We start from the raw sequence: 12,678 nt of genomic DNA, 5'->3' as shown, positions 1-12,678 counted from the left end.
AGTCATTTTTTCTAAGGAGGAAGAACTAATACATAAAAACAAATCTATTTTATAGTTTGAAGATACCATTTCAGAATCGGCGTAACCGTGAAGTAGGTTTCATCGTCCTGCATATCTTTTTCAATCAATGAGCGTCGTTGTAAAGATTGTAATGCTCGAAAACATTCCGAAGGTGATAAAATGTTAGATGGGTTGGTACAGGGATAATGGCAGAAAGTGCTTATGATTTAGCAGTAAAATTAGGGGTAGTTGGGGCTGCGAAGGGTTTACCTGCTGACCTTAGTTTTAACCCAGATTATTTGAAACATTTTGGAGGAAGTATGAGTCCAAAAGTTAAAGATGTTTTCACACAAATTGATAGTTTGAACAAGGAAGAACGGCTTGAAGTTTTACATTATTTAGAACAGCGTATTCAGGAAGATGAGCGGGTTGAAGAAGGTCAATCTATTGATGCAAATTATGAACATTTGCTTCAGTATATTGCTGAAACAAAGAACAAAAAACGTCAGCGTTCCTTACAATAATTTCGTGGAATTGTACCCAATTTGTTAAAAGGTCAAGATGCTCAAGAATGGGTTAGTCAGATGCGGAGTGAATCAGACGAATGTGAGCAGGTGTGGAGGAAGTTAGAGTGACTTTAGATGAGGCGTTCGAGTAACTTTTTTAACTCTTCGGAACTCTGAGAAATTTTTTCGCTGTAGTCAACTTTCATCTTCTTAGTTCTTAGTTCTAGATTGATTGTAGCATTGTTTTTTGTAACTGGTATTAAAATCATACCCCTAAAAGCCCCCATCTAGTCCGTATCTCGGCTATATTCGTACCATATGTAAAACTCGTTAATAAACTCATGGATTTTCATATGTATATTTAGATCGGGGTCTCTTACTGACGAATGTTCAATTTTTTCTTCTAAAAAGTGAATACCGAGTTCTAACTCAATAGCTTCAATAAATTTTACTGTGTTAAATCCAGCATCTCCACATAAAGACCAAAAAGGGAGTGAATCTAGATCTTCAAAAGATGCTTCTGCTCTAATAAATTTACTTTCAATTTTTCCTAAAGTGGCAATTGCATTACGAATTGCAATTGCCACTTTAGCTTGTTCAGCAGAAGGATCTTTAAAGCAATTTTTAACAAAGTCAAACTTTGATTGCGCTACATTTATTTTTGCAAACATTTTCCTACTTATTTGGCAATATTTATCTTCTCAGAAGTTGAGCTATTTTTAGTGGTAAATGGATCACGGTTTTTCTATCAATTTCTTTTCAATCACCTTATAGTCCCGAATTAAATCCTATAGAAAGAGTTTGGCAGTATTTAAAACAGCACTTAAGTTGGGAAAATTATGATTCTTTATCTAGTCTTAAAGAGAAAGTTAGCTGTGTTATTCAAGGATTTTCTCCAGAAATTGTTATTTCCTTAACCGGATGGGATTATATTTTGTCAGCTTTAGCTACTGTTGCATAATTTTTTGGAACTGGTCTGAGCAAATGGCGGTCAATGTAAAGACCAAAATTGATGACCTTAGTAAGGCTGATGTGGATTATTATATCAGGTTAGAACACCTTGACCCAGATTCGTTAAAGATTCGCCGTTGGGGACATCCGAGTGATGTCGAAGCTCAAAAACTTGGCTTCAAAAAAGGTGACATTATTTTTAGTAGAGGATATCGACCATTAATTATTCCTATTACCAGTTTAAAATTCTTCTTCCGGCTGTAGTACAATTAAATGATTACGCGCACGAGAAGCACCTACATAAAGCAGATTTCTCAGTTGAGGAATTTGATTTAACTGAGTTTCCACTAAAATTACTACCGGACTTTCTAGTCCCTTGAAATAATAAATTGTATTGCACAAAATCTCTTGACAATAAGGGTCTGGGTCTGCTTTAATTCGGAACTGTCCTGCAAGCTGATTTTGTAGTGATTGTTTCCGCGTAGTTGTCAAAATTGCAATTTCATCAGCTTTGACACCTTCATCAAAAACTAAACGATATAAAAGACGACCAAGTTGCCTTTTTAAGGCTTCATTATTGTTACTTGGATAAGTATAAAATTCTAGATCTCGTCCTTCTTCTCCTAAGACAGTAAGTGAATTTTCGCCACGATAATATTGTAATACATGGTCATGAATTCTTTTAGTGTTGCGCCAATTTTCGGTTAAGACAAAGGGAGATATTTCTAATTCTGAAGGAAACTGATAACTTTTTTGCTGATAAAGATTTTGGTTATCATCATAAAAAACATAAAAAATGCCATTATCTGGATTTGATAACAAACTTCTTAAACTTAACCACCAGTTAGTTTGAAAATCTTGTCCTTCATCGACAACAATTGCATCAACATTCCAGTTAAGTTTGTTAGCAGCATCCACAAGTAGCGAGGGATAAATTTCATTGAAAAGAAGATTTTTATTATTAGTTTGCTTTTTAGTAAGAGATATATTCGCTTGACTAACAAGTTTTTTACACAAAGCATGAAAATTATAAATATATAAATCTTTATCTCGAACAAATGAACGACGCAAAAACTTAGCTAAACCTCTGTTATAACAAACAAGTAAAACCGTAAATTCTTGTTCTCTGAGACGACGAACTTTTTCCATTGCTAACAAGGTTTTACCCGAACCCGCACAACCACTAATAGCTGCACGTCGATGTCTTCCTAAAAAGTCAAGAATGCGAAATTGTTGTTCGCTAAGTTTAATTAATTCTTGTTTCTGATGTTGAATAGTTGCACTCAGTAAAGATGGCAAATAAATTGATGGTTTGAGAAGATTTACTAAACGTTGAATGCTGAAAAAATTACCAGCTTCCTGATTTTTATCCTGACGACGGTAATAAATTAGTACATCTTTAATCCAAGTAGCTAAATTATCAAGATTACTGTTATCAAGAATAATTTCCCGTGGAGCATCAGGAAGTAGTCGTTGGGGAACAATTACATCTGGAAAAGCTACACAATGTCCGATATCAATCCAGCGTTTTTGCCAATAAGATTTTTCTTTAAGTAATTTGATAAGTTGGTGTTTACTCTGACGAACTTGCCAAAAAGGGTCTTTGATTTGATGTTGATTACTGTACCATTTATCGAGGGTAGAATCGTAGCGTATTTTACCACCTTTTACTTCCAGAATTAAAATACCTAAACTAGGTTCAACAATGACAAAATCTGTTTCCCCATCTTCAACAAGACTATTGGGATGACGATATTGCCAAGAAACTTGATGTAAAACGGTATAATTGTCTGGTAATTGTTCAGCGAAGGCTTGATATAAAAGTCTTTCCGCAGGGCTTTTCACATCAGGGTTTAAAGTTTCGGGATACATTTTTGCCACAAAGCAGATTTCCTTTTTAATTCGGCGATATAAAAATCATAGACTATGGTGACAAAAAATGTTTGTAGTTAATATTTAAGTGTATTGACATACTCCCTCACTATAATCTTTGATTTAGTGAGGGATTCTCAGGACAATTTTTGATATTAGTTGTTTTTCCTGAGTGAGTAAATTATTTACAGTGAATTTTTAGTCATTTCGTTGACAATTATGCTACTGCCGATCGCGCCCATCGCCATAAATCCTACCCAATTAGGAATTGTGGGCTGAGATTCGGCTTGTTTGTACTTGCTAAATGAGCAAGGTTGTGCATTACTTGTGACTCCTAGCAATACGCCAACTGTCATAGCTGAGGCGATCGCGGCGAGAGATAGTTTCTTGTTCATAATCTATCCTAGGTGACGGTGGTTATAGTTAGTAAAAGTATAGTCAAATATAGACAGACTAAATTTCATTGCAGAAATTTCCTTCGCTTTTACTTTGAGAGATTGATTCTCCTAGGGTGAACTACACACCTCTCTATCCCATAGCGATTAAACGCATTTGGGAATGCTTTTCTTAAAATGTTATAGGAGCCAATGACATCTGCTTGAACAAGTTGCCCTCGATCGCTTTTATACAAACCTCGCTTAATTCTTTTCCCTGTAAAGATTGGCTTTTCTGTTTCTTCTCCATAGACGGGAAGAGGATCTAAATTGAGAAAATTGGCAACACTGGTGTAAGATTCTTCTTGAAGAATTACCTTTATTCCCTCTTTTTTACATTTATAAGTAATCATCTCAATTAGTCTTCTATGAGGAATAGTGACAAATTTTTGATTATTGAGGGAACCTAACTCAATTTCTTGTTTCCAACCCGGATTATAGCCAATTACTAATGTCGTAATCTCTTCAGCCATTAAAAGATTCACGAGATAACGACTAGCTTGATGAAGATAATCATCAACCAAATGATTTCGACATCTAGTAAGACGACGAATTCTTTGAGAGTTTTGTTGATTACCTTGAAGTAGGGATTGTAATTTTGAGCAACGTCGGTTATAAAATTGATTTAAGCTTTTTAACGGTCTGCCATTAATCAACAAAGGGACAAAACCCGGTTGATTTGAAGTTACAGCCATCAAATTATCTACACCTAAATCGATAGCAGCTATCTGACTATTAGTTTTTAATAACTGTTCAGTTTCCTCATAGATTACCTCGATTACATAACAATCACATTTGGGGACAATTCTCACTTCAGCTATTGATTTGCCTACTTTAGTGGGAAATTTAATATTACTTTTGGAGGGGTTAATAAATCCTTTCTTCAGAGATACTTTACTAATGGCTTGAATGGTGTAAACTAATAAGTTTCTTCCCTTTTTTGTATTTTTATAACCTGGGATTTTGGGTTTCCCCAGAAACTTCGATTGATTCTCTTTATATTCTGATAAACTTCTAAAAAATGACTTCCAGTTTTTTTCTAATCCTCTTAATACTTGCTGTGAAACTTTAGCGGGTAAGGCTTTATATTGTGGAGTCTGTTTCATCAGAGAATCCATCTGATTATAGGTCAAATAGCCATGACCATAAATGAAATTTTGACGAATTATGTAATTAGCTGCATTATACAAATTTTTGGACTGCCCAGATAATTCATCTATCTCTGCCCAAAATTTGTGTCCTTTCTTAATTATATGTCTTTCAGCTAATTTCATTTCTGTTCATTTGATTTTAACTCTGCTATGATTTTCTCGGTTTTTCTTTTTGACCTTCTCAGTCCATAAATTCGAGAACAAAATGAGGTAATAATTGCGATTAAGTCTTCCATAAGTTCATCTTGTTTGTCCTCACTCTGATTAACAATTTCTAATTCTTTGTTAAGTTCTTTTAAGAGAAGTTTTATGTAATTAGTTCCAAATCGGGCTAATCGGTCTTTGTGTTCTACTACCAACACATTATAATTTGGATCTACTAAAATCTTTCCTAATTGTTGACGATTATCATTTAACCCACTCCCTATCTCTTTGACTATTTTGTAAATTTTATAGCCACGAGCTATGGAGTAATCTTTGAGTCGCTCTGCTTGACGATCTAGATTATCTTTGTTTTCTGCACTAGAAACCCTCGCATAAATACAAGCTATCAAGTCAGATTTTGAGTTTTCTTCCGAGAGAATTATAATTGTGCCAGTCGGTGATTGATAACCTGTCAAAATACCTTGTTTCCACCACCTCCAGGCTGTTCGATAACTTATTCCTGCTTTTTTTGCATAGTCTGAGAGCTTCATTTCTATATATTAACATGAATGACTATATTTGATTATATTTTTATTTAAAGTTTACGATACGATCTGTTATGCCACACCTTGGGACAGGTGGGGGAATGCGTCACTCATTTTGTTCAAATTCGGCGATGACAGGAAAGTGATCTGAGGGGAAAACTTTTTCCCAGCGAGAGGTATCTATTTTTACTTGGTTTAATTTGACGCGTTTGTCGTAATAAATTGTATCGATGGCAGCGAAGGCTTTGCCTGTAAATTCATGGTAGGTCATTTGTTGGTTTAATTCTCTTCCGGCTAAAGCATCGTGGAGAGGAATATTAGCTAAGGTTTGACGCGGGAAACTGTCGGGAGGAGAGTTAAAATCGCCTGTGAGGAAAAGATACGAGTCTTGCCAGTTAAATTTACTGAGGCGCGAGTGTATTAATTTTGCTCCTAAGTCTCGCGCTTTGGTGCTATCGTAGTCGAAATGAGTGTTGGATAAAGTAACTTTTTTATCTTGGTTTGTCAGGGCAAATACTGAAGAAGTGACAATGCGGGGGAGGTGATTTCCCCAGTTTGCACCGACGCTACCGGGGATTTCTGGGGTGTCACTAAGCCAAAATTCGTTGGTTTGGAGACATTGACAGCGATCGCGACGATAGAGAATAGCACAATATTCGCCAGCGCCGTCTGGGGTGCGAGAACTGCCAACGCTTTGATAAGCTGGTAACATTCGGTGTAAGTCGAGTAACTGATGTGCTTTACCTTCTTGAGTGCCGATTAAGTCTGGGGAATAACGATCGATCAGGGACGCGATCGCCTTTTTTCTCACCTGCCAGTTATTTTCTCCGGGATCGGGTTTGTCGTAACGAATGTTAAATGTTATTACTTTTAGTTGCATCTCGATTGCTTACGTGCTATGGCTAAAACGGTAAGTAGAAAGAATTAGCGATCGCTCGCCAGTTATTTTTGAGTTAGATTGTGTTTTAGCTAAGATAATGAATGAGAAGGATTAATTTCTCTTTCTAGGTTACAGCAATTCGAGATTAAGACAACTAAAAACTTACTAACTACTCAGTTAAACCAGTAGCTGTAAGCACAAATCGAAGCACAAAAACAGCAGCGAGAATCCAAAGAATTAATTTAATTTCATGTGCTTTACCTTGAAAAGCTTTAATCAAGGGATAAGTAATAAAACCAAAAGCCAGCCCTTCAGCAATTGAGAAACTTAAAGGCATCATAATAATTGTCAGAAAACAAGGTATAGATTCAGCAGGGTCATCCCAACGAATCGAGCGCACATTTCCCGTCATTAAAACACCAACAATCAGTAAAGCAGGGACAGTTGCAAAAGCAGGAATTGCAGCAATTAAAGGAATGAAAAATACAGAAACTGCAAACAAAATTGCGGTGACAACAGCAGTAAAGCCAGTACGTCCACCTTCTAAAACCCCAGACGCAGATTCAATAAAAGTAGTCACCGTAGAAGTTCCCAATAACGCCCCACAAGTAGTACCGATCGCATCTGCCATTAATGCTTGATTAGCGCGAGGTAACTCTCCTTCTTCATTAATATATCCGGCTTGCACAGCAACACCAGCTAAAGTGCCGATAGTATCGAATAAATCAACAAACAAAAAGACAAATAAAATTGCTAGAAAATCCCAAATTTGCTCCCAACTAAGCAAAGAAAAACCAACCAAAGCTTGTCCGACTAAATCCACAGGTAAAGGAGGTAAAGCAAAGATCCCTTCAGGTAAAGAAGCAACCCCCAGAATCCAACCGAGAATTGCCGTAGCGAGGATACCCCAAAGCAGCGCCCCAGTAACGCGACGAGCGACAAAAGCAGCAGTAATTAAAATCCCAATAATGGCGACAATTGTATTCGGTTCAGCGAAATTTCCTAAACTGGTAATTGTGCCTTGTTCGGGAGCAATAATAATTCCTGCGCCCCCTTGTTCCACACTACCAGTTAAAGCCAAATAAGCAATAAAAAAGCCAATTCCTGTAGCCGTAGCGTGTTTCAAACAAGCAGGAATCGCAGTAACAATTTGACGACGAAGATCGCTAAGAGTAAGAAGAATAAAAATCAATCCTTCAATAAAGATCGCCGTCAGCGCAACTCGCCAATCAATCCCCAAACCGAGGACAACTGAATAAGCAAAAAAAGCATTTAAACCCATTCCCGGAGCAAGGGCAAAAGGATAATTTGCCCAAAGTCCCATAATTAAAGTAGCAATAGCTGCGGCGAGACTCGTTGCCATCACTAACTCGGAAAACAAATCCTGGGGTTGTTCGAGGAAAATGCCATTCGATAAAATAACTGGATTGACGACCAAAATATAAGCCATCGTCAAGAAACTGACGATTCCCGCGAGGATCTCAGTGCGAAAGTTAGTTTGGTTTTCTCGGAAACGAAAAAAGCGAGAAATTTGTCCTTCTGAAGGAGGTGGTGAGGAAGGAGATGCTGTTTCTGGAGGATTTAATCGCTCAACTTCGCGATCGTTCATAACGCTTTTGTCAACAAACAACATCTTTAGAGTAAAATTTCAGGCAATCCCATTTGGCATAATTGGACACAGTTTACCTAAATCTCTACTATCTCAATTAGGTGATTTTACCGTGAGGACAATCCCACAACCTAAAACTCAAAATCCCTCGCCAGTTTCGCCTCACTTCCCGTGGTTTACCCTTGCTTTAGTCGGTATTTGGGTAATTTCGCTAATTTTACGTTTTTGGGGCTTGGAGAGATTTAATACCTTAGTCTTTGATGAAGTATACTACGCCAAGTTTGCGAATAAATATCTCATTGGCGAAGATTTTTTTAACGCCCATCCGCCTTTGTCGCAGTATATCATCGCGATCGGTATCTGGATTGGCTCTCACCTGCCTTTCGGACACGATCGGATTAACGGATTTACAGGTTCGTTACGTTCCACATTTAGTTATCGTTGGCTAAACGCCTTCATAGGTTCGTTTTTGCCCTTAATCGTCGCAGCGATCGCCTATCAATTAACTTCCCGTCGCAGTTACAGCTTAATTGCCGCAATTTTCGCTACCGTTGACGGCTTATTCCTCGTCGAATCGCGCTACGCCCTGAATAACATTTATCTGGTAGGCTTTGGTTTACTCGGACAGTTATTTTTACTGTTAGCCTTAAAAAAACCCCCCTGCCAACGTCGCAACCAACTAGCGATCGCCGGAATTTTTTTCGGTGCATCTGCCGCAATTAAGTGGAATGGCTTAGGATTCTTACTGGGAGTATATTTAATTTGGCTAATTCCGGGAATCATTGCCGCGATCGCCTCAATTCGCTTTGATAACATTTTTTCTTACCACGAGCAAGTTTCCTCAACTCGCAAGAAAAATTTCCTCAAAAAGTGGCAGCGACGAGTGAAAAGTTTCTCTAAATCGCATCTTTCCTCAACCGCGATCGCCAACTTAACTCAACTTAATTTTTGGCAAATGGTTCTCTATTTAGGTATAATTCCCGCTCTCAGTTATAGTATTAGTTGGATTCCTCATTTACTAATGGTTCCCAAACCGGGATTTTGGGAAATGCAACAAGAAATCCTCACTTTTCACCAAAATGTCGGCGGAATCTACGCTCACCCTTATTGTTCCCGTTGGTATAGCTGGATTTTCATGCAGCATCCAGTGGCTTATTTTTACCATACTGCCCGCAACACTACAGAAACAGTTCCCCAATATCCCCCTTTACCTACGGGTACGGGTACGGTTATCTATGATGTTCATGCAATGGGCAACCCAATTTTATGGTGGTTGTCATCAATAGCAATTTTTTTGTTACTTTTATTGTTTATTTTCTGGCTTTTTCGGCGTGGTTTAGGTAAAATTTCGCTCACAACAACTACTTGGATTGCTTTATACTTAGTCTGCAACTATGCTGCTAATTTATTGCCCTGGATGAAAGTTTCTCGTTGCACTTTTATTTATCACTATATGAGTGCTTCAGTATTTGCCCAGTTAGCCTTAGCTTGGATCGTTGAACGCTGGATCGCCAGTGAAAAATTATTCTACCGTCGGGCTGGTATAGCTGTAGTTTTGTCGATTATACTAGCTTTCTGGTTTTGGTTGCCCATTTATCTTGGTTTACCCTTATCCGAGCAAGGTTTCCAAATGCGGATGTGGTTTAGTAGCTGGATTAATTGATCGACGAATAAATTAGCCTTAGAGTCGGAATTTAAGGAAGCCGAATTCATGAGGCGATCGCTCAGGAACAACTACAGGTTGTCAAAACTTACTCGAACAGGTTGATCTTGAGGATCGGCGCGTCGTTGCGGCTTCGCAATTAGAGCATCTGAAAAGCAAAATGATTGAGTCAAGTTTTGCCTCCACTCCTCCTTTAATTCTCGTTGTCGATGACGAGAAAACTCTGCGGATTATTCTCTGTCGCGCAATGGAAAAAGAAGGTTATCGCGTTGTTAGTGTTGCTGATGGAGAAGAAGCTTTGGCTTTTTGTCAGCAGCAACAACCGGAGATGATTTTGTTAGATGCAATGATGCCGAGTATGGATGGTTTTACTTGTTGCGCTAAGTTGCAAACTCTCCTCGGTGATGATTGTCCCCCAGTTTTAATGATTACTGCTCTTGACGATCGAGGTTCGGTGGATCTCGCTTTTGAAGTGGGTGCAACTGATTACGTTACTAAACCCATACATTGGGCGGTTTTGCGTCAGCGAGTGCGTCGTCTGTTGGCGGAAAGATGGGCGATGATTCAATTACGTCAAAGTCTCGAAAAACAGCGATCGCTGACTAAACAACTTGAAACCGTCAATCAAGAGTTACAACGTTTGGTTAATGTGGATGGTTTGACAGGAGTTGCTAACCGTCGCTGCTTTAGCGATCGCCTTCAAATCGAATGGAGACGAGGTGTGCGTAGTTGTTCCTCATTATCCTTGATTATGTGTGATGTGGATTTTTTTAAAGCTTATAACGATACTTACGGACATCAAGCGGGAGATTTTTGCCTTCAGCAAGTTGCTAAAGTTATTGAACAGAATATCAGACGACCCGCCGATTTGGCTGCTCGTTACGGTGGTGAAGAGTTCGCCGTAATTCTACCCGATACCAAACTTGAAGGAGGTATGGAAGTTGCTAAAAATATTCGTACTAGCATCGCTGCTTTAAACATTCCTCACCACGGCTCTCAAGTTAGCGATATCGTTACTCTTAGTCTCGGTTTGGCTACCGTTATTCCTAGCACTAAGATATCTCACGACACTCTGATCTCTGAAGCTGACAAAGCCCTTTATCAAGCAAAACAATCCGGGAGAAACCGCGTCATCGCTAAATTAATCGCCTAATTAACCACCATTATTAAATAATCTTAATTTTTTCGCCACTTTTCAGTAATTAGCTCACTTTTATGTCTAGAGACAGAACACATTTTGGTGACACTAAGAGACCATAGAGAAGGAATAAGAGGAAGTTAAAAAATTAACCAATTCCCCTAACCAAAATTAACCATACTCAAACAAACTAATTTTTCCTACGTTCGCGTTTTTGCGAGAAAATTTAATTAACTAAACACTTGAGGAAAAGCTTAACCATGCCTAATTCTATCAAAGAACGAGTTACAGAAGACCTTAACAAAGCCAAAAACGAAGGCAAACTCCGCAGCGAAAATATTCGCGAAATTGTCAAAAATGCCGTCTCCCAAGCAATAGCAGAACTCCAAGAAGGTTCTAGCGAAATTCGCACTTTAGTTAAAGATGCTGTCAGCACCGTAATTGACAATTTGCAAACTAAAGGACAAGAAGCAAAAGAAGAAATTACTGCCTCTATTGAAGGAGCAATTGAAGCTGCAAGTAGCAAAAGACGCGAAGCACTTTCTCAAACTCAAAAAGAAGTAGAAAAACTCGAAGCTCAAATGGAACGTGAAGAAAAAGAACTCGAAGCAGAAGTAGATACTTACCTCAACGATATTAAAGACAGCAGTCAAGACAAAGCTAGCGAGATCAAAACTAGTTTAGAATCCGCTATCGAAACTGTCAAAGATAGCGAAGAAGTTGCTTTACTTCAAAAACGTTACGCTCAATTAAAAGCCCAATTGGCAATAATTAGAGCTAATTTAGCTGCTCGTTATGGCGAACGTTATCCAGAAGTGCAAAAATATTTAGACGAAGTTAAAACTTGGTACAATCAAACCGAAAATAAACCTGAAGTTGTCGCTGAAACTGTTAAGCAAAAGCGAGTCGAATTTGAATCAAAATTAGGTGAAGCAGGCTCAGCTTTAGCTAAAAAAGAAAAGCGAGTCAAGCAGTTATTAAAAGATTTGTGGAACTCAGCTAAAGAAGCTTTTCAAGACAACAAACCTCACAAACCAGAGATTTAATTAAGAGCGATTTCATTCGGCAAATTTAAGCTAAAATCGCCCTTTAGTTCTCCCCTTTTTCAGACTGGGGATAAATTTCTAATCGGCTTATCAGCGCGAGACATTCCTCTTAAAATTTGCTATTAGGAATTGTCTAACCTAAGCCCTCAACCCCTTTCCCTTCAAGGAAAGGGGGAATAATTATCAATTTTTTTTTAACAACTTGAGAATAAAAAAAAGGCGCTCTTCATCGAGCAACCTTTTGAGGATGGAAGAGAAAAATCAGCTTATTTTATACCATCGGTTCGCCAGCTTTCTCTTCATGCTTAACAATTACCCACAAAGCGTGGATACTACCGGGAAGAATTCCCAAGAAAGTGAGTAAAATGTTGATAATTAGAGCTTGACTGACTCCCATCGTTAAGTAAACGGCTACAGGAGGTAGAAAAAGTGCTAGGATAATTCTTAATAAATTCATCTTATTTGGATTCCTCTTAATATTTTTTATTGCGACTTCTTTTATTTAACCTAGCAAAAAAAGGCTTTTTCTTACCTCTCTCTTAGGTATTATTCGGTTAATTGGCTCATCCTTCCCCCAAATTAGCTTATCTGACTAAAATTTAGCTTTCTTGTCTAAAAAATCCGAAACCAGACCGAAACTTAGAGTTATATATCGAAAGACATAAACCCTCGCTTATTTAAGAGATTGTCCCAGCAAAATCTATCTCTGTAGAGATGCAATTCAAGCCGATCGAAGTGC

Annotated in this window: 14 protein-coding genes; 6 read left to right on the top strand and 8 right to left on the bottom strand. The window is 38.1% G+C overall.

What is annotated here, in order from left to right; translation table 11 throughout:
* The first annotated feature begins 206 nt into the window (after positions 1 to 206).
* Positions 207 to 524 carry a hypothetical protein gene (locus G3T18_RS00925; protein ID WP_224408627.1) on the top strand — a complete coding sequence of 106 codons (318 nt, stop codon included), beginning with the start codon at positions 207 to 209 and terminating at the stop codon, positions 522 to 524.
* 269 nt (positions 525 to 793) lie between these two features.
* Here the strand turns inward: G3T18_RS00925 and G3T18_RS00920 are convergent, their stop codons facing one another.
* Positions 794 to 1,177 (bottom strand): aldehyde dehydrogenase, encoded by a 384-nt coding sequence (locus tag G3T18_RS00920; protein ID WP_224408626.1) that lies wholly within the window; start codon positions 1,175 to 1,177, stop codon positions 794 to 796.
* Between the two features lie 44 nt (positions 1,178 to 1,221).
* Here G3T18_RS00920 and G3T18_RS25830 point away from each other — a divergent pair, with 44 nt between their 5' ends.
* Positions 1,222 to 1,467: a transposase gene (locus G3T18_RS25830; RefSeq protein ID WP_397333896.1), complete on the top strand. Its 246-nt coding sequence runs from the start codon at positions 1,222 to 1,224 to the stop codon at positions 1,465 to 1,467.
* Positions 1,468 to 1,490: 23 nt separating this feature from the next.
* Positions 1,491 to 1,721, top strand: coding sequence for a hypothetical protein (locus tag G3T18_RS00910; protein WP_224408625.1), 231 nt, complete (start codon positions 1,491 to 1,493; stop codon positions 1,719 to 1,721).
* On the opposite strand, the gene G3T18_RS00905 is transcribed toward G3T18_RS00910, so the two are convergent.
* The 6 genes from G3T18_RS00905 to G3T18_RS00880 all read right to left on the bottom strand — a co-directional run bounded on the left by G3T18_RS00905 (position 1,698) and on the right by G3T18_RS00880 (position 8,092).
* Positions 1,698 to 3,329: an NERD domain-containing protein gene (locus tag G3T18_RS00905; protein WP_224408661.1), complete on the bottom strand. Its 1,632-nt coding sequence runs from the start codon at positions 3,327 to 3,329 to the stop codon at positions 1,698 to 1,700. The two genes, G3T18_RS00910 and G3T18_RS00905, sit on opposite strands and share 24 nt — an antisense overlap.
* Positions 3,330 to 3,514: 185 nt before the next feature.
* Positions 3,515 to 3,724: a hypothetical protein gene (locus G3T18_RS00900; protein WP_224408624.1), complete on the bottom strand. Its 210-nt coding sequence runs from the start codon at positions 3,722 to 3,724 to the stop codon at positions 3,515 to 3,517.
* 89 nt (positions 3,725 to 3,813) lie between these two features.
* Positions 3,814 to 5,037 (bottom strand): RNA-guided endonuclease InsQ/TnpB family protein, encoded by a 1,224-nt coding sequence (locus G3T18_RS00895; protein ID WP_224408623.1) that lies wholly within the window; start codon positions 5,035 to 5,037, stop codon positions 3,814 to 3,816.
* Positions 5,034 to 5,615 carry an IS607 family transposase gene (locus G3T18_RS00890; RefSeq protein ID WP_224408660.1) on the bottom strand — a complete coding sequence of 194 codons (582 nt, stop codon included), beginning with the start codon at positions 5,613 to 5,615 and terminating at the stop codon, positions 5,034 to 5,036. The genes G3T18_RS00895 and G3T18_RS00890 overlap by 4 nt, the downstream gene beginning before the upstream one ends.
* Before the next feature lie 94 nt (positions 5,616 to 5,709).
* A complete protein-coding gene (locus tag G3T18_RS00885) occupies positions 5,710 to 6,483 on the bottom strand; it encodes an endonuclease/exonuclease/phosphatase family protein (RefSeq protein ID WP_224408622.1) in 774 nt (257 codons plus the stop codon).
* Between the two features lie 169 nt (positions 6,484 to 6,652).
* Positions 6,653 to 8,092 carry an NCS2 family permease gene (locus G3T18_RS00880; RefSeq protein WP_224408621.1) on the bottom strand — a complete coding sequence of 480 codons (1,440 nt, stop codon included), beginning with the start codon at positions 8,090 to 8,092 and terminating at the stop codon, positions 6,653 to 6,655.
* Positions 8,093 to 8,204: 112 nt separating this feature from the next.
* Between G3T18_RS00880 and G3T18_RS00875 the strand changes: the two genes are divergently transcribed.
* The 3 genes from G3T18_RS00875 to G3T18_RS00865 all read left to right on the top strand — a co-directional run bounded on the left by G3T18_RS00875 (position 8,205) and on the right by G3T18_RS00865 (position 11,939).
* A complete protein-coding gene (locus G3T18_RS00875) occupies positions 8,205 to 9,755 on the top strand; it encodes a dolichyl-phosphate-mannose--protein mannosyltransferase (protein WP_224408620.1) in 1,551 nt (516 codons plus the stop codon).
* 160 nt (positions 9,756 to 9,915) lie between these two features.
* Positions 9,916 to 10,908, top strand: a complete 993-nt coding sequence (locus G3T18_RS00870; protein WP_224408619.1) for a response regulator — start codon at positions 9,916 to 9,918, stop codon at positions 10,906 to 10,908.
* Between the two features lie 245 nt (positions 10,909 to 11,153).
* On the top strand, positions 11,154 to 11,939 hold the full coding sequence (locus tag G3T18_RS00865) for a GumC domain-containing protein (RefSeq protein WP_224408618.1): 786 nt from the start codon (positions 11,154 to 11,156) through the stop codon (positions 11,937 to 11,939).
* A gap of 271 nt (positions 11,940 to 12,210) precedes the next feature.
* Here the strand turns inward: G3T18_RS00865 and G3T18_RS00860 are convergent, their stop codons facing one another.
* Entirely contained in the window at positions 12,211 to 12,396 is a 186-nt protein-coding gene (locus tag G3T18_RS00860) for a YqaE/Pmp3 family membrane protein (RefSeq protein WP_224408617.1), read from the bottom strand.
* Between the last annotated feature and the right edge of the window lie 282 nt (positions 12,397 to 12,678).

This window comes from Oscillatoria salina IIICB1 (assembly GCF_020144665.1).
In the GTDB taxonomy this organism is placed as follows: Bacteria; Cyanobacteriota; Cyanobacteriia; order Cyanobacteriales; family SIO1D9; genus IIICB1.
This window is presented reverse-complemented; position numbering and strand designations above follow the sequence as displayed.

Excerpts from the sequence above, each read along its gene's own strand:
- G3T18_RS00870 (WP_224408619.1), top strand. The coding sequence starts at position 9,916 with ATGATTGAGTCAAGTTTTGCCTCCACTCCTCCTTTAATTCTCGTTGTC.
- G3T18_RS00885 (WP_224408622.1), bottom strand. The coding sequence starts at position 6,483 with ATGCAACTAAAAGTAATAACATTTAACATTCGTTACGACAAACCCGAT.
- G3T18_RS00865 (WP_224408618.1), top strand. The coding sequence starts at position 11,154 with ATGCCTAATTCTATCAAAGAACGAGTTACAGAAGACCTTAACAAAGCC.
- G3T18_RS00920 (WP_224408626.1), bottom strand. The coding sequence starts at position 1,177 with ATGTTTGCAAAAATAAATGTAGCGCAATCAAAGTTTGACTTTGTTAAA.
- G3T18_RS00905 (WP_224408661.1), bottom strand. The coding sequence starts at position 3,329 with ATGTATCCCGAAACTTTAAACCCTGATGTGAAAAGCCCTGCGGAAAGA.
- G3T18_RS00900 (WP_224408624.1), bottom strand. The coding sequence starts at position 3,724 with ATGAACAAGAAACTATCTCTCGCCGCGATCGCCTCAGCTATGACAGTT.
- G3T18_RS00910 (WP_224408625.1), top strand. The coding sequence starts at position 1,491 with ATGGCGGTCAATGTAAAGACCAAAATTGATGACCTTAGTAAGGCTGAT.
- G3T18_RS00880 (WP_224408621.1), bottom strand. The coding sequence starts at position 8,092 with ATGAACGATCGCGAAGTTGAGCGATTAAATCCTCCAGAAACAGCATCT.
- G3T18_RS00925 (WP_224408627.1), top strand. The coding sequence starts at position 207 with ATGGCAGAAAGTGCTTATGATTTAGCAGTAAAATTAGGGGTAGTTGGG.
- G3T18_RS00860 (WP_224408617.1), bottom strand. The coding sequence starts at position 12,396 with ATGAATTTATTAAGAATTATCCTAGCACTTTTTCTACCTCCTGTAGCC.
- G3T18_RS00895 (WP_224408623.1), bottom strand. The coding sequence starts at position 5,037 with ATGAAATTAGCTGAAAGACATATAATTAAGAAAGGACACAAATTTTGG.